Consider the following 15,104-nt stretch of genomic DNA (forward strand, 5'->3'; position numbering starts at 1 on the left):
GGTCGAGCCGCGGACGGTCAGTGCTGCAGGGCCGGAACCATCGCACGGAAGAAGACGGCACCGGACGAGATCGCGCGCACCACCACGTCCGGATCGGCCGCCGACAGCCAGACCGCATCGCCCGGACCGGCTTTCAGCAGTTCGCCGCCGCTCCCCTCCACGGCCACCCGGCCGGAGATCACCGCCAGGATCTGCGGACCCGCCATCTCGAAGCTGATCGACTGCGCGGCGTGTAGCCCGGTGCCGTCCAATTCCACCCGCGACAGCCGGAACTCGGGCGCCGGGGTCAGATAGACGCGCTCGGTCCCGAGGCTCCGCACCTGAGGCATCAGGGCGTCGATCGACACCGGATGGAAGTCGAGGACGCGCAGCAGTTCCGGGACGTCGATGTGCTTGGGAGTGAGCCCGCCGCGCAGCACGTTGTCGGAGTTCGCCATCAGCTCCACCGCCATCCCGTGCAGGTAGGCGTGGAGATTGCCCGCGGACAGATAGATTCCCTCACCGGGCTGCAACCGGATCCGGTTCAACAGCAGCGACGCGAGCACGCCCGGATCGCCGGGGTACGCCTCTCCGAGCTCGAGCAGGGACCGCAGTTCGAGGGTGAAGCGGTCGTCGTCCCCGCCCAGGACGCGCACCGCGCCGTTGAGCACCTCGGGGACCAGCGCACCGATGACCGCCTCGGGCAGGGTCAGCCACGTGGTGAAGACCGCTCGCAGACCGGTCTCGTCCGGTTGCTCCACCAGCATGCCCAGATAGGGATCCAGGGCGGGTACGGCGAGAGCCTTGAGGATCTCCACCGTGACGTGCGGATCGCGGAACCCCGCGAGCGCGTCGAACTCCGTCAGCGCCACCACCAGTTCGGGTTTGTGCGACGGATCGCGGTAGTTGCGGTCGGGCGCGTCCAGCGCCAGGCCCGCGGCGTTCTCGCGTTCGAAGCCGGCGACTGCCTGCTCGAGACTCGGGTGCGCCTGCAGCGACAGCGGCTCCTGGGCCGCGAGGATCTTCAGCAGGTACGGCAGGCGGGAACCGAACTGGTCGGCGGCCTCGGCGCCGAGCTCGCGCACCGGATCGGCCTCGATCACGCCGAGCAGGTCCTGCGGACCCTCCACCTCGCCGCAGATCCGCGCGGGCGAAGCCGGATGCGCACCGAACCAGAGTTCGGCCTCGGGGTGCGGCGAAGGACTCGGTGTGCCGCGCAACTCGGCGAGTGCGGTACGCGATCCCCACGCATACGGCCGCACCACTCCAGCCAGCAGCTTCATCAGGCCGCTTCTCCCATCAATCGAACGAACACCGCCGCGAGTTCCACGCGCAGCGCCAGCACCAGGTACTCCCCCAGATCCGCGGGCGCGTCGGCGAACAGATCGCTCGTCGCGGCCACCGATCCCTGATCCGGTTCCCCGGCGCCCGAGTCGGACCCCGCAGGATGCTCCGCCAGCACGTCGATCTCGGCGCGCCCGGCATTGCGCTGCTGCGCGTACCAGCGCCGCGAAGCAGTGGTGAACAGTATCCCGCGGATCGCGGCCGACCGCGGCGGGTCGATCTCCGGGTCGTAGAAGATGTCGTCGACCGGTGCCGGACGGTTCGAGCCGTCGAGCAGCCCGGTTGCCAGCACGGTCTCCGACGCGGCGCTCGACACCGTGCCCGCGACGCTGAAGGCGACCGCCGACGCATGAGCGGCGACGGCGTTCGCCCCGGGCGTGTCACCGGCCCACACCACCGACCGGTCCGCGACACGCATGGCCAGGAGCTTGGCCTGATTGTGAAAGCTCTCCTGGCCCGGATGGTCAGCTGCGGCCTCCCCGTCCAACCGGTCGGCGAGATCGGCGAGATCGGGGGGAGCAGGCGCGAACCGGACGGCGGACAAGGCGACGCACACCGCGGTCAGCGCCGCGACGAAATGGCAGAAGCCGAAGCGCGGATCGACGACGAGCCGAGGCGACAGGTCGACGATCGGCTGGGCACCGATCGCCTCGCGGAGCGGCCCTTCCACCGGTACGACGGTGACGAGTTCGGCGCGTCGGCGCAGCGCACGCACCGCGGCGTCGGCGAGTGCGGGATCGCCCGCGTCGTGCCCGGCGATCACGACCACGTCGAGCGGACCGATCCAGCCGGGCAGAGTCGGCACGCTGACCAGGGGCACGTCGAAACGGGCCGCGACGGTCGCCACCACCAGATCGGTGGCGCGCCGAGCGGTGGCCGACGCTCCCGTGACCACGACGACAGCGCGCGGTCGCAGGTCGGCGAGCCGTGCCAGCGCGCCCTCCGACTGCGCCTGGGACACCGCTCGCACCTGCGCACCCGCCATGGCGGCGGCCCGCAGCAGACCATCGCGGTCGGCGGCGAGCAGACCGTCGACGTCGTCGAGGTCAGTAGTCAACGCAGACATGAATCACAGCCTAGTATTCGCCCGGCCGGAAAGCGGTCGCGAGCGTGATCGTGGTCGCGCGAAGCTCAGTCGACCGGGTCGGGCAGTACCCGCAGATGACCGCGACGGCCCGGCCGCGGCGTCGCCGCGGGGGTGGCTGCCGACCGCTGCTGTGCGCGGTGCCTGCCGCGGGGTGTGTCGTCGAACTCGGCATGGGCGAGAAAACCCACGCGGGGCGAGGTGGCGGTGGCCTCACGTACCGCCTCGGCCAGTGCCGTGAGCTCCTGGTCCTCGGCGGGCTGCGCGAACCCGCGCTCGCTCCGCATCATCTCCCACCCGACCGGCACGGTGATCCGATCGGCGTGCTGGGAGCACAGGTCCCACGAGTGGGGTTCGTCGGACGCCGACAGCGGGCCGATGACGGCGGTCGACTCGGCGTAGACGAACGTCAGGGTCGCCACGGCGATACGCGAACAGCCGGGCCTGCAGCACTGACGAGGGACACTCACGCCGCTCAGCCTATCGCCTCGACGCCGGACGCGGACAATCGACACGCACATCCGATGCGGACCCGGTCCACGTGCCCAGGAGCGACGCGCCGGCCGTGCGGAGCCGGGACACTAAGGTGTGCGGTATGGGCTATCGACTCGTTCCGCTGCGGTCCGGACGCGACCTGCTCGCGCCTCCTCCCCGCCGTTTGCGCGACCGCCGCGGCCGCGGTCTGCGCGGCCCGCTCATGCCGAGTTCGATGCCGGGACACCGCACGCGCGCCGACCTGTTCGACGCCGCGGCGGTGGAGGCCTTCGCCGAGATCGACAGCCGGTGGCATACCCACCTGACCGGGCTGGACGTCGCTGTGGACGACATCCCGCGGATGCTCCCGCGCGGAGACGGCCCCGTGGAATGGCCGGACGAGGTGACCGCCGACGGCCAGGTGCCGCTGGCCCGGCTGATCCCGGCCGGCATCGACGTGGCCGGCCGTCCCACCCGGGCGCAGATCATCCTGTTCCGGCGCCCGCTCGAACTCCGTGCGCATGACGCCGAGGAACTGCCCGAGATCCTGCGCGAGGTGCTCATCGAGCAGGTCGCGACCTATCTGGGAGTGGACGAGGAGACCGTCGAGGACGGCCCCGACGAGGACTGAACGGGGGCTGACGCCGGCGAGCACGCCGCCGGAGACGCCCCGACCCCTCGTCGCGATCGGCGGGAGGATCCGATACGAGAGGGGTCGGCCAGGGGCGTACGACGTCAGACGATCACGACGTCAGATGATTCCACGCTTCAGACGGCGTCGCTCGCGCTCGGAGAGACCGCCCCAGATTCCGAAACGCTCATCGTTGTGCAGCGCGTACTCCAGGCACTCCGCCTTGACCTCACAGCCCTGGCAGATGCGCTTGGCCTCGCGCGTCGAACCGCCCTTCTCCGGGAAGAACGCCTCAGGGTCGGTCTGTGCGCAGAGCGCACGGTCCTGCCACTGCTCCTCGACGGCGTCGAACAGTTCCTCGAATTCGTTCGCTACCACCGACAGATGGCGGTTCGCGTGGACTTCACTGATCTCAATCGCGCTGATCTCACTGATCGGGTCAGCACCATCGCCCGTATCCAAAGTCATCCGGCACCTCCCAGCTCGCAGACTTGATTCCACCCCGCGACCGGATCGGCGATCCGGTCGATGTGCCTGAAGAATGTCCCCCGACGATTCAAATGACACTGTTGTGATTAGACACGCTGAGTACCGCCGCGGTCAAGCGGAAGGCGAAGATTCATTTCTATCACCGAGGTCGGACAAAACCGCGCCTACCAGGTGAATGACATAGTCCTACGGCGTGTCGCGCCGTCAGGGTGTCGCCGCCGCGCGGAAACGCGCGTGCGGTCATTACAGTGGACGTCTGTGAAGGTGACGGTACTCGTAGGCGGCGTCGGCGGCGCCCGTTTTCTCCAGGGCGCACGCGAACTGTTCGGACGCACCCCGTTCCCCCGGCTCCCCGATGATCCGGCCACGCCGCACACGGTGACGGCCGTGGTGAACGTGGGCGATGACGCCTGGATGCACGGCGTCCGGATCTGCCCGGACCTCGATACGTGCATGTACACCCTCGGCGGGGGCATCGACCCCGAGCGCGGCTGGGGGCACAGGAACGAGACGTGGAACGCCAAAGAGGAACTGGCCGCCTACGGCGCCGACCCCGACTGGTTCGGTCTGGGCGACCGTGATCTGGCGACCCACCTGATCCGGACCCAGATGCTCGAAGCCGGATTCCATCTCTCCGACGTCACCGCCGCCCTGTGCCGTCGGTGGCAGCCCGGCGTGGAACTGCTCCCCGCCACCGACCAACGCCACGAGACGCACGTCGTGATCGACAAGCCCGGCGGACAGGACGGCGAGCGGGTCGCGATCCACTTCCAGGAGTGGTGGGTGCGCCACCGCGCCCAGGTTCCCACGCACGGATTCGCCCAGGTGGGCCTCGACGAGGTGAAGCCCGGGCCGGGTGTGCTGGAGGCGATCGCCGAGGCCGACGTCGTCCTGCTGGCGCCGAGCAACCCGGTGGTCAGCATCGGCGCCATCACCTCGGTCACCGGCATCCGCGGCGCATTGCGCACCACGTCGGCCCCGGTGGTCGGCATCAGCCCGGTGATCGACGACAAGCCGCTGCGCGGGATGGCCGACCGCTGTCTGTCGGTGATCGGCGTGGAGACCTCGGCCCAAGGCATCGCCGAGCACTTCGGCGCCCGCGCGGGCAACGGCATCCTGGACGGCTGGCTCATCGCCGAGGGCGACGAGGCGCACGTCGACGGCATCGCCGTCGGGTCGGCGCCGTTGCTGATGACCGATCCGGCGGCCACCGCCGAGATGATCCGCGCCGCGTGCGCCCTCGTCGGAGTGCAGACGCCGTGACCGGCGGCGCGGAGCCTTCGCGCACGCCCGACCACCGCGCGGCCGCCGGACTGCAGATCCTTCCCGTCACCGGTCTGGGCGAGTTCGGGCCCGGAAGCGATCTCGCAGCTGAGATCATCGCCGCCGCACCGTGGATCGTCGACGACGACGTGCTGGTCGTCACCAGCAAGGTGTTCTCCAAGACCGAGGGGCGGATGGTCGCCGCGCCCACCGACCCCGAGGAACGCGACGCCTTCCGCCGCAGGCTGATCGACGACGAGACGGTGCGCGTCGTGGCTCGACGCAACCGCACGCTCATCACCGCGAACCGCAACGGTCTCGTGCAGGCGGCCGCCGGCGTCGACGGGTCCAATGTCCGCACCGATCAGATCGCGCTGCTGCCCCTGGATCCGGACGCCAGTGCCGCCCGGCTGCGGGCGCGTCTGGCCGACGAATTCGGGCTCCGGGTCGCCGTCATCGTCACCGACACGATGGGCCGTGCCTGGCGGACCGGTCAGACCGACGTCGCGATCGGCGCCTCGGGCATCGCCGTCAGCCACGGCTACGACGGGGTCGTCGACCCCTACGGCAACACCCTCCAGGTGACCGACATCGCCGTCGCCGACGAACTCGCGGCGGCCGCCGACCTGGTCAAGGGCAAACTCGACGGAGTGCCGGTGGCGGTGGTGCGCGGCATGACGCCGGTCGACGACGGCACCGGCGCGCGCGACCTGGTCCGGGATCTCGACGACGACATGTTCCGGCTCGGTGTCGAAGAGGCAGTCGCCCTCGGACGTCGGCAGGCTCTGCTGACCCGCCGGTCGATCCGGCGGTTCGCCGAACGGGAAGTCGCCGAGGAGTCGATGCGGGCCGCGTTCGCCGAGGCGCTGACGGCGCCCGCCCCTCATCACACGCATCCGATCCGCTTCCTGTGGATCCGCGACGACGATCGCCGGCGTCGCCTGCTCGATGCGATGGCCGAAGCCTGGCGCGCCGATCTGACCGCGGACCGAAAGACGCCGGAATCGACGGCCAAGCGCATTCGGCGCGGCCAGATCCTGTACGACGCGCCCGAACTCGTGATTCCCGTGGTCACCGGCGACGGTATGCACGAGTACCCGGACGCACGGCGCAATGCGTGCGAGAAGACCATGTTCACCGTCGCCGGCGGGGCCGCCGTGGCGGGACTGCTGGTGGCTCTGTCGGTCCGCGACATCGGCAGCTGTTGGGTGGGGTCGACGATCTTCGCCGCAGAGGTGGTGCGACGCGAGCTCGACCTGCCGTCCCACTGGCAGCCCCTCGGGGCCGTCGCCATCGGCCACCCCGCCGAGGAGGCCGGTCTGCGCGAGCCCGCCGAGGTCGACTCGATGGTCGTCGAGCTGTGAGCGCGCTGCACGCGTCCGCGGTCGAGTCGCTGACCGCGTGGACCGCGCCCGATCCCCATCAGGACTCTATCCGGCACGCGTACCTCGCGTTTCTGGCCGCCACCGACGATGCCTGCCGAAGAGCTTGCGCCGCAGGACATCTCACCGCTTCGGTGATCGTCTTCGACGCCGATCTGACGCACGTCCTGCTGACCCTGCACCCGCGGGTCGGCAAATGGATTCAGCTCGGCGGACACTGCGAGCCGCAGGACGCGACGCTCGCCGAGGCGGCTCTGCGCGAAGGGCTCGAGGAGTCGGGACTGTCCTCGCTGACGTTGTCCGACCGGCCGGTGCAGTTGCACGCCCATCCGATCACGTGCTCGCTGGGCGTACCCACCAGACATCTCGACGTCCGGTTCGCCGCCGTCGCGGACCGTGAGGCGGACGGTTCGCTCCCGCCGATCGTGCGCAGTGACGAGTCGGTCGACCTCGCGTGGTGGCCGGTGGGCGACCTGCCCTCCGAGGTGGACGCCGAGTCGGTGCCCGGGCTGGTGGAACTCGGCGCCGCAGCGCTGGCGACCACCGCCTGATCGGGCCGCCGCGGCCTAGTCGACGACGGTGTTCTTGCCGACTGTGACCACGCCGCCGGGCGAGACGACGAATCGTTCCCGGTCGTGGTCGAGGTCGACGCCGAGCTGACCGTCGTCGACGATCCTGACGTTCTTGTCGAGAATGGCGTTGCGCACCACGGCGTTCTTGCCGATACGGACTCCCGGCATCAGGACGCTGCCCTGGACCACCGCGCCCTCGCCGACGTAGACGTTGGTCGACAGAACCGAGCCGTGGACGGTCGCGCCGGCGATCACGGTCCCGGCGCCGACCACCGAATCGTTGGCGGTGCCGCCGCGGACGAACTTGGCGGGCGGCAGGTGGCTCGTCTCACCCCGGATCGGCCACCTCTTGTTGTAGAGGTTGAACACCGGGTTCTCCGAGACCAGGTCCATGTGCGCATCGTAGAACGAGTCGAGGGTGCCGACGTCGCGCCAATAACCGCGGTCGCGCTCGGTCTGGCCGGGCACGACGTTGTCGTCGAAGTCGTAGACGTACGCCTCGCCCCGCGCCACGAAGGCGGGGATGATGTCGCCGCCCATGTCGTGATCGGAATCTCCGTCGGCGGCATCGGTTTTCAGCATCTCCACCAGCGCTTCGGCGGTGAATACGTAGTTGCCCATCGAGGCGAAGGTGACGTCCGGGTCGTCCGCCGTGCCCGGCGGATCGGCGGGCTTCTCCACGAACGCGGTGATCTTGCCGTCACCGTCGGCGTCGATGCAGCCGAGGGCGTGGGCCTCACTGCGCGGAACGCGGATGCCCGCGACCGTCACCGAGGCGCCGGTCTCGATGTGCGACTGGACCATCTGCGCCGGATCCATGCGGTAGACGTGGTCGGCGCCGAAGACGACGATGTAGTCGGGTTCCTCGTCGTAGATGAGGTTCATCGACTGGTAGATCGCGTCCGCGCTGCCGGTGTACCAGCGGGGTCCGAGCCGCTGCTGAGCTGGAACCGGTGTGATGAACTCTCCGTGGAATCCGGACGACCACCAGGTCTGCGAGATGTGCCGGTCGAGGGAATGCGACTTGTACTGCGTCAGCACGCAGATCCGTTCGTACCCGCCGTTGACCAGATTCGACAGCACGAAGTCGATCAGCCGGTAGGAGCCGCCGAACGGGACGGCGGGTTTGGCCCGGTCCACGGTCAGCGGATAGAGCCGCTTTCCCTCACCGCCGGCGAGGACGATTCCGAGAACATGCGGTTGTGATCTCACCGATCAAACATATCCGGCCGCCGCTCACCCGACCACCCGGCCTCGCAGATCGGCTGTTCGGCACAGACGCGCACGGGCCGGATCACCGGCGACGGGCCACGGTGACGGTCACGTCCAGGGTGGCGGTCACCGGACCGCCCGAGGCCAGTTCCGCGGCCGCGGCCGCGAGTTGTTCGGGTGTCCGATGGAACGCCGCCGGGCCCATCGCCGCGATGTCGGTGAGGGCCGATTCGCTCAGGCGCACCTGCGACTGGACCCGCTGCTCGACGACCTCACCGAAGCGGTCGCCGAATTCCTCGGCCAGCCGGCGAGTCTTGTCCTGTCCCACCGAGAGCATCTGCATGGGCCGCACGATCTCGGCCAGGTGACCCGTGCCGGGTGTCACGACCACCCAACGACCACCGCTGCCGAGGACACGGGCGGTCTCGGATGCGTTGCGCGGCGCGAACACCGAGAGCACCGTGTCGGCGACGCCGTCCCGCAGCGGCAGCCCGGCCCACAGGTCGGCCACCACCGAGAGTGCGGCGGGATGACGCCGCGCGGCGCTTCGCGCGCAGAACTTCGAGAGATCGACGCCGATGCCGACGGCGTGGTCGCCGGCGGCGGTCAGCCCCGCTTCGAGGTACTGTCCCGGTCCGCCGCCGGCGTCGACGATCACTCGCGAGTGCGCGCAGCGCTCGGCCACGGCCGCGACGATCGGCGCGTACAGTCCCGCCTCGAAGACCCGGTTGCGCGCCGCGACCATGTCGGCGGTGTCGGAGCGGTGGGCACTGCCCTTGCCGGTCAGAAGAGACACATAGCCCTGCCGGGCGATGTCGAAGGAATGCCCGGCGGCGCATCGCAACGATGCGCCCGCCGGGAACAGGCCGTCCGAACAGATCGGACAGGCCAGGAGTTCGGCCGCGGTCTCCCACCGCGGACCTCGGGCCTCGATCAGGCGGTGACCTCGCGCAGCGCCTCGCCCAGCGCCGAAGCCTCTTCGTCGTTCAGTTCGACGACGAGACGGCCGCCTCCGTCGATCGGGATCCGGACGACGATCCCACGCCCTTCCTTGACCGCCTCAAGCGGACCGTCCCCCATACGTGGCTTCATCGCCGCCATGTGTCGTGCTCCCTTCACGTGGATTTCACGATGTCACGCTCATGATACTTGGCGCACACCTGTGCACTCCGGGCAGTCCGGCGAGGCAGTGCGGTCACCGTCCGCGGCCCGGACCGTCCGGCGGATCGGCGACCGGTATCGGCCCGGTGTCGGTCGCCGCCGAATCCACCGCATCGCGGGCCTGGAGGTCGTGGACCACGGCTCGCAGCTCGTCGATCTCGCGGGCCAGCTTCTCCAGCGCCCAGTCGACCTCGGAGACCTTGTAACCACGGAAGGTCTGCTGGAACAGCACGGCACGCACGTCGTCGCCGGTGATGCCCGCTCGGGGCAGGCGGGTGAGCGTCGTCCCCTTCTCCACCGGCGGCAGATCCTCGCCTCGGCCGAAGACGAACCACACCACGGCGAAGATCAGCGCGACCAGTACGGCCACGCCCATCACATAGAGCCCGATAGTCACCACGATGTTCAGGGTAGCGAGAGATCGAGGTCTCGGATCGGTGGCCGCTCCCCGCGTTGAAGCTGCGTCGTGTGCGGGGTGAACCCGCCGTCCGGCTCCGGGACGAACTGGGTGAGACCGACTCCGGAGTCGGCGACGCCGCAGCGGTCGAGGAGTGTGGCCACGATCTGTCGACTCATCACCGACAACTCGTGGAGCGGCCGGTTGCGGTGACTGCGGACCCCGAGGTTCACCTGGCCGATGCCCGTCAGTCCGTACCGGTCGTATGTGTCGATCAGCAACCCGATCTCCACGCCGTAGCCCGGGGCGAACGGAACCGAGGCCAGAAGCTCCCGGGTGCCGGCGTACTCGCCGCCGAGCGGCTGGCACACCTCCCCGAGCTCGGGTTTGAGCGCGGTCAGCAGCGGTCGGGCCAGCAGTTCGGTGACCCGGCCGCCGCCCCCCGGCTCCTGGGTGTCACCGGTGCGCAGCGGACGCCGGTAATAGCCCTTGACGAGGTGGATCTCCGGGTCGGCCAGAAGCGGCCCGATCATCTTGGGCACGAACATCGGGTCCGGATCGATCAGATCTGAGTCGACGAAGGCGATGATGTCGCCGGTGGTGACTGCGATCGAGCGCCAGAGCGCCTCGCCCTTGCCGGCTACCGGGGGCACGCCCGGGATCGCCTCCTCGCGGCTCACCACTCGCGCGCCCGCCGCACCGGCGAGTTCGGCCGTCCGATCGGTGCTGCCGGAGTCGACCACTATCAGTTCATCCACCAGCGAGTCCAGCAGGGGCGCGATGGAGGCGATGACTCCGCCGACCGTCTCCTCCTCGTTCAGCGCCGGCAGCACCACCGAGACCGTCCGGCCGTTCTTCGCGGCCACCAACTCGTCGACGTCCCACTCCGGATGGTCCCAGGTGTGCGTGTGCGACCAGCGCGCCTCGCCCTCGCCGCGGTCGACCCACGGCGCGCTCTCATGTCCCGGGTTCACGCCAGTCCTCGCACCGTCCGGGCCGGTGGCCGAGTACCGACGATCGAGGCCACCATGTCGACCACACGGCGAGTGTCGGCCACTTCGTGGACTCGGAACATCCGCGCGCCCTGGGCCGCCGCGAGTGCGGTGGCGGCCAGGGTTCCCGCCACTCGATCGCCGAGTTCGGCGTCGAGCGTCTCGCCGATGAAGTCCTTGTTGCTCAACGCCATCAGCACCGGCCATCCGGTGTCGATGAGTCGGTCCAGGTTCCGCAGCAGCGCGAGACCGTGGTGAGTGTTCTTGCCGAAATCGTGCGTGGGGTCGATCACGATGCCGTCTTCTCGCACCCCGGCCCGCCGGGCGCGCTCGGCCGCCGAGGTGACCTCGGCGACGACGTCGGCCACCACGTCCCGGTAGGCCACTCGGTGCGGTCGGGTGCGCACGCGCGCACCGCCGGTGTGCGAACACACCAGTCCCGCACCGGCCCGGGCGGCCACCGCGGCCAGCGCCGGATCGACGCCCGCCCACGTGTCGTTGATCAGGTCGGCACCGGCCTCACAGGCCCGTTCGGCCACCTCGGCACGCCAGGTGTCGACGCTGATGAGGATGTCGGGATGGGTGCGGCGGATCCACGCGATCATCGGCACCACGCGCTCGGCCTCGGTGGCCGCGTCGACCTCTTCGCCGGGACCGGCCTTCACTCCCCCGACGTCGATCACGTCCGCGCCCTGCGCGACGACCTCGTCGATCCGCGCTTTGGCGGCATCGTCGGCGAAGGTCGCGCCCCTGTCGTAGAACGAGTCGGGAGTGCGGTTGACGATCGCCATCACGAGCGCACGGTCGGTGGCGACGGGCCGGCCGCAGAGGGTCGCGGCCGGACGGGCAGTGCTCACGATGTCAGCCTACGGTGCGTCTCACGCGCCTCGCGCGCCGGACCCGACGCTCGCGCCTCAGCGCGGGACCTTCGCAGCCGCGACGTCGGCGGCGTAACCGTCGTAGTACGGAACGTAGCCGTCGGCCTTGCCGCAGAGCACCCACACCTCGTCGTCACCGGTGTCGGTGTACGCCTCTTTCCGCAACTCCACCTTGCGGTTCTTGAAGGTGGATGTGGTCTCGATCTCGGGGACGAAGCGGACGAACAACGGCACCGCGTACCCCGGCAGCGCCTCGTAGAGTTCGTCGGCGAAGGCTTTCGGATCCAATTCGGCACCGTCGCGCAATTGGACCGCCACCATCCCGGCGCGGCCGTCGCATCCAGGCACCTCCACGCCGTAGGCGACCGACTGCGCCACCGCGTCGACTCCGTCGGCGGCACCCTCCACCTCGGTGGTCGCGACGTTCTCGCCCTTCCACCGGAAGGTGTCGCCCAGGCGGTCGACGAACGCGATGTGCGCGAACCCCAGTTCACGCACCAGATCGCCGGAATTGAAGTAGGCATCGCCCTTCTTGAAGGCGTCGCGGATGATCTTCTTCTCGGTGTCGCCGGAATCGGTGTAGCCGTCGACGGGCACTCGGTCGCTGATCTCGGCGATCAACAGTCCCGGCTCCCCCTTCGGGACCTTGCGCAGGCGCCCGTCCGCGTCACGCTTGGCGGTGCCGTCGTCGTTGTATTCGACGACCCGGAACGGCAGCGGGCAGAATCCGGCGGTCCGCTTGACGTCGAAGGCGTTCACGAACGCGAGGTTGAGCTCGCTGGCTCCGTAGAACTCGACGACGCGGTCGATTCCGAAGCGCTCGGTGAACTCATCCCAGATCTCCGGCCGCAGGCCGTTGCCGACCATCACCCGCACCGAGTGCCGGCGGTCGGTGGGTTTGCTCGGCTGCGCGAGCAGGTAGCGGCACAGTTCGCCGATGTAGCAGAACGCCGTCGCCCGGTTCGTGACCACGTCGTCCCAGAACCGCGACGCCGAGAACTGCTTGCTGATCGCGATGCACGCGCCGGCGGCGAGCACCGCGCCGAGCGACACCGACAGCGCATTGTTGTGATAGAGCGGCAGCGAGACGTACATGGTGTCCGACGGGCGCAGGCGAACGGCCAGACCGCCGATGCCGTCGTAGTTCGCCAGCCAGCGGTTGTGACTCATCACGCTGGCCTTGGGCAACCCCGTGGTACCCGAGGTGAAGATGTAGAAGGCGGTGGTGGACGCCGGCAGGTCTCGGGTGACGGCCGGGTCGGTGTCCGGCTTGTCGGCGGCCGCCGCGTCGAGCGCCGCGAAGTCCAGAACGTGCTCGGGCAGCCGCTCGGGGCTGATCGAGGCGAAGGCATCAGCGCACTCGGGGTCGTAGATCAGAGCGGCGGCGTCGAGCAGCTTCATGCTGTGATCGATCACCTCGCCGTGCTGGTTGTAGTTGAGCATTCCGGCGACGGCGCCGAGTTTGAGCGCCGCGAGGATCACCATCAGGTCGGTCGGGCTGTTCTTCGCTAGGATCCCGACCACGTCGCCGGTTCGGACGCCTCGCTCGCTCAGCACGGCGGCGTACCGATTGACCTGGCGGTTCACTTCGCCGTAGGTCATCGACTCGCCCTGCCAGCGGATGAACGGCCGATCGGGGTGAGCCGCGGCGCGCTTGGCGAAGATCTGTCCGATGGTCCGCTTGGCGGTCGGCGGCCGGACCACCATGCCCGGCACGTGGGTGGCCATCGACGGCAGGTCGGGCACCATTCTCGCGACTCCCCGCACGATATCGGTGATACCGACCTTGTTCGGAACGCTCGTGCTCATCGACTGCCTCACTCCTCGCCCTTCAGGTGAACGCCGCAACCCTACCGGGTGGTCAGATACGCGATACTGTCACCCACGGTTGCACATACTTTCAGTTTGCCGAGTGCCTGGTCGGCGACGAAACCGCGAGCCGCCAGATCGTCGAGCCAGCCGATGAGCGGGTCGTAGAAGCCCTCGTGGTTCAGCAGCACGATCGGTTTGTCGTGCACGCCCAGATAGGCTCCCGTCCATGTCTCGAAGAGTTCCTCGAACGTGCCGATTCCGCCCGGCAGGGTGATGAATCCGTCCGAGAGCTCATCCATCAGGCGTTTGCGCTCGCGCATGGTGTCGGTGACGATCAACTCGTCGGCGTCGAGGTCGGCCACCTCCTTGGCCATCAGATGCTCCGGAATGATGCCGATGGTACGACCGCCGGCCTCGCGCGCGCCGCGTGCCAGCGCACCCATCATCGAGACGTTGCCGCCGCCGGAGACGAGGGTGTGCCCGGCGGCGGCGATGGCCTCACCGGTACGGGCGGCGAGAGCCAGATACGCGGAATCGACCGGGCCGGAGGCGCAGTACACGCAGATCGCGCTCATGACCGCGCCGCCCGCACGACGATCTCGACCGCCTCGGCCGCGGTATCGACCACATGCAGCAGATCCACGTCACCCGGCGAGATCTTGCCGCCCGCCTCGAGCGTTCCGCGGAGCCAGTCCACCAGTGGGCCCCAGAACTCCCGGCCTATCAGGACGATCGGGAACCGCAGCACCTTCTTGGTCTGGACCAGCGTGAGGGCTTCGAAGAGCTCGTCGAGCGTGCCGAATCCGCCGGGCAGACAGACGAAGGCCTGGGCGTACTTGACGAACATCGTCTTGCGGACGAAGAAGTAGCGGAAGTTCATCGTCAACGTCAGCCACGGATTCGTGTGCTGCTCGAAGGGCAGTTCGATGTTGAGACCGATCGACTGCGCACCCGCCTCGTACGCCCCGCGGTTGGTGGCCTCCATCGCGCCGGGACCGCCTCCGGTGATCACCGCGAAGCCCTCGTGCCCCAGCCGGCGGCCGAGCTCGCGCGCCAACTCGTATTCGGGTGTCCGCTCCTTGACGCGTGCCGAACCGAAGACGGTGACCGCCTCGGCCACGTTCTCGAGCGCGTCGAAGCCTGCGACGAACTCCGATTGGATGCGCTGCACCCGCCAGGAGTCGCGGATCATCCGCTGTTCGGCACGGCGGGGGTCGCGCGGATCGATCCACTCCAGCAGCAATCGGTCGGAGGGGACCACCTCGACGCCCTCTTCGACGCGCACCTGCGCGGCGCCGACGTTTCGGAGGCTCCCGTCGGCCGGGTCCGGAGTGTCGGACCTCCACGTCGGAACGGGCGCGTCGGCGCCCTGCGCATCGGGTGCGGGTCGGTCGGTCATGTCGCGACCCTAGCAACCACCTCCGACGGCCACCC

17 protein-coding genes are annotated in these 15,104 nt (G+C 69.3%); 4 read left to right on the forward strand and 13 right to left on the reverse strand.

Annotation, left to right across the window (positions count from 1 at the left end):
* Positions 1-17: 17 nt before the first annotated feature.
* The 3 genes from manA to ACZ5QD_RS09085 all read right to left on the reverse strand — a co-directional run bounded on the left by manA (position 18) and on the right by ACZ5QD_RS09085 (position 2,877).
* Positions 18-1,262 (reverse strand): mannose-6-phosphate isomerase, class I, encoded by a 1,245-nt coding sequence (gene manA, locus ACZ5QD_RS09075; protein WP_375003895.1) that lies wholly within the window; start codon positions 1,260-1,262, stop codon positions 18-20.
* The gene (locus ACZ5QD_RS09080; protein WP_006895862.1) at positions 1,262-2,389 is read right to left on the reverse strand and encodes a hypothetical protein; all 1,128 of its coding nucleotides are present in this window, start codon (positions 2,387-2,389) and stop codon (positions 1,262-1,264) included. Before ACZ5QD_RS09080 ends, manA begins: the two co-directional genes overlap by 1 nt.
* A gap of 65 nt (positions 2,390-2,454) precedes the next feature.
* Positions 2,455-2,877 (reverse strand): DUF3499 domain-containing protein, encoded by a 423-nt coding sequence (locus ACZ5QD_RS09085; RefSeq protein ID WP_085950745.1) that lies wholly within the window; start codon positions 2,875-2,877, stop codon positions 2,455-2,457.
* 125 nt (positions 2,878-3,002) lie between these two features.
* Here ACZ5QD_RS09085 and ACZ5QD_RS09090 point away from each other — a divergent pair, with 125 nt between their 5' ends.
* Entirely contained in the window at positions 3,003-3,512 is a 510-nt protein-coding gene (locus ACZ5QD_RS09090; RefSeq protein ID WP_045538221.1) for a metallopeptidase family protein, read from the forward strand.
* Positions 3,513-3,632: 120 nt separating this feature from the next.
* On the opposite strand, the gene ACZ5QD_RS09095 is transcribed toward ACZ5QD_RS09090, so the two are convergent.
* Positions 3,633-3,896 (reverse strand): WhiB family transcriptional regulator, encoded by a 264-nt coding sequence (locus ACZ5QD_RS09095; RefSeq protein WP_045538235.1) that lies wholly within the window; start codon positions 3,894-3,896, stop codon positions 3,633-3,635.
* 363 nt (positions 3,897-4,259) lie between these two features.
* On the opposite strand from ACZ5QD_RS09095, the gene cofD reads away from it, so the two are divergent.
* The 3 genes from cofD to ACZ5QD_RS09110 are packed head-to-tail and all read left to right on the forward strand — an operon-like array spanning position 4,260 to position 7,197.
* The gene (gene cofD, locus ACZ5QD_RS09100) at positions 4,260-5,264 is read left to right on the forward strand and encodes a 2-phospho-L-lactate transferase (protein WP_062366997.1); all 1,005 of its coding nucleotides are present in this window, start codon (positions 4,260-4,262) and stop codon (positions 5,262-5,264) included.
* Positions 5,261-6,628, forward strand: a complete 1,368-nt coding sequence (locus ACZ5QD_RS09105; protein WP_464367234.1) for a coenzyme F420-0:L-glutamate ligase — start codon at positions 5,261-5,263, stop codon at positions 6,626-6,628. Before cofD ends, ACZ5QD_RS09105 begins: the two co-directional genes overlap by 4 nt.
* Positions 6,625-7,197 (forward strand): NUDIX hydrolase, encoded by a 573-nt coding sequence (locus ACZ5QD_RS09110; RefSeq protein WP_006895856.1) that lies wholly within the window; start codon positions 6,625-6,627, stop codon positions 7,195-7,197. The genes ACZ5QD_RS09105 and ACZ5QD_RS09110 overlap by 4 nt, the downstream gene beginning before the upstream one ends.
* A 15-nt stretch (positions 7,198-7,212) precedes the next feature.
* On the opposite strand, the gene glgC is transcribed toward ACZ5QD_RS09110, so the two are convergent.
* The 9 genes from glgC to ACZ5QD_RS09155 form a co-directional block, all read right to left on the reverse strand.
* A complete protein-coding gene (gene glgC / locus ACZ5QD_RS09115; protein ID WP_006895855.1) occupies positions 7,213-8,430 on the reverse strand; it encodes a glucose-1-phosphate adenylyltransferase in 1,218 nt (405 codons plus the stop codon).
* 82 nt (positions 8,431-8,512) lie between these two features.
* Positions 8,513-9,367, reverse strand: coding sequence for a putative RNA methyltransferase (locus ACZ5QD_RS09120; protein ID WP_464367262.1), 855 nt, complete (start codon positions 9,365-9,367; stop codon positions 8,513-8,515).
* On the reverse strand, positions 9,364-9,531 hold the full coding sequence (locus ACZ5QD_RS09125) for a DUF3117 domain-containing protein (RefSeq protein ID WP_006895853.1): 168 nt from the start codon (positions 9,529-9,531) through the stop codon (positions 9,364-9,366). The genes ACZ5QD_RS09120 and ACZ5QD_RS09125 overlap by 4 nt, the downstream gene beginning before the upstream one ends.
* A gap of 94 nt (positions 9,532-9,625) precedes the next feature.
* Positions 9,626-9,988 carry a DivIVA domain-containing protein gene (locus ACZ5QD_RS09130; RefSeq protein WP_375003890.1) on the reverse strand — a complete coding sequence of 121 codons (363 nt, stop codon included), beginning with the start codon at positions 9,986-9,988 and terminating at the stop codon, positions 9,626-9,628.
* Positions 9,989-9,996: 8 nt separating this feature from the next.
* Positions 9,997-10,962 carry a glucosyl-3-phosphoglycerate synthase gene (locus ACZ5QD_RS09135; protein WP_222111506.1) on the reverse strand — a complete coding sequence of 322 codons (966 nt, stop codon included), beginning with the start codon at positions 10,960-10,962 and terminating at the stop codon, positions 9,997-9,999.
* Entirely contained in the window at positions 10,959-11,771 is an 813-nt protein-coding gene (folP, locus tag ACZ5QD_RS09140; protein WP_260868831.1) for a dihydropteroate synthase, read from the reverse strand. The genes ACZ5QD_RS09135 and folP overlap by 4 nt, the downstream gene beginning before the upstream one ends.
* Positions 11,772-11,894: 123 nt before the next feature.
* The gene (locus tag ACZ5QD_RS09145; RefSeq protein ID WP_222111504.1) at positions 11,895-13,667 is read right to left on the reverse strand and encodes a long-chain-acyl-CoA synthetase; all 1,773 of its coding nucleotides are present in this window, start codon (positions 13,665-13,667) and stop codon (positions 11,895-11,897) included.
* 41 nt (positions 13,668-13,708) lie between these two features.
* Positions 13,709-14,245 carry an LOG family protein gene (locus ACZ5QD_RS09150; RefSeq protein ID WP_006895848.1) on the reverse strand — a complete coding sequence of 179 codons (537 nt, stop codon included), beginning with the start codon at positions 14,243-14,245 and terminating at the stop codon, positions 13,709-13,711.
* Entirely contained in the window at positions 14,242-15,069 is an 828-nt protein-coding gene (locus tag ACZ5QD_RS09155) for an LOG family protein (protein ID WP_006895847.1), read from the reverse strand. Before ACZ5QD_RS09155 ends, ACZ5QD_RS09150 begins: the two co-directional genes overlap by 4 nt.
* Positions 15,070-15,104: the final 35 nt, after the last annotated feature.

It is taken from the genome of Gordonia sp. J1A, from assembly GCF_055393515.1.

Excerpts from the sequence above, each read along its gene's own strand:
- manA (WP_375003895.1), bottom strand. The coding sequence starts at position 1,262 with ATGAAGCTGCTGGCTGGAGTGGTGCGGCCGTATGCGTGGGGATCGCGT.
- ACZ5QD_RS09080 (WP_006895862.1), bottom strand. The coding sequence starts at position 2,389 with ATGTCTGCGTTGACTACTGACCTCGACGACGTCGACGGTCTGCTCGCC.
- folP (WP_260868831.1), bottom strand. The coding sequence starts at position 11,771 with ATGGCGATCGTCAACCGCACTCCCGACTCGTTCTACGACAGGGGCGCG.
- ACZ5QD_RS09145 (WP_222111504.1), bottom strand. The coding sequence starts at position 13,667 with ATGAGCACGAGCGTTCCGAACAAGGTCGGTATCACCGATATCGTGCGG.
- ACZ5QD_RS09125 (WP_006895853.1), bottom strand. The coding sequence starts at position 9,531 with ATGGCGGCGATGAAGCCACGTATGGGGGACGGTCCGCTTGAGGCGGTC.
- ACZ5QD_RS09090 (WP_045538221.1), top strand. The coding sequence starts at position 3,003 with ATGGGCTATCGACTCGTTCCGCTGCGGTCCGGACGCGACCTGCTCGCG.
- ACZ5QD_RS09150 (WP_006895848.1), bottom strand. The coding sequence starts at position 14,245 with ATGAGCGCGATCTGCGTGTACTGCGCCTCCGGCCCGGTCGATTCCGCG.
- ACZ5QD_RS09155 (WP_006895847.1), bottom strand. The coding sequence starts at position 15,069 with ATGACCGACCGACCCGCACCCGATGCGCAGGGCGCCGACGCGCCCGTT.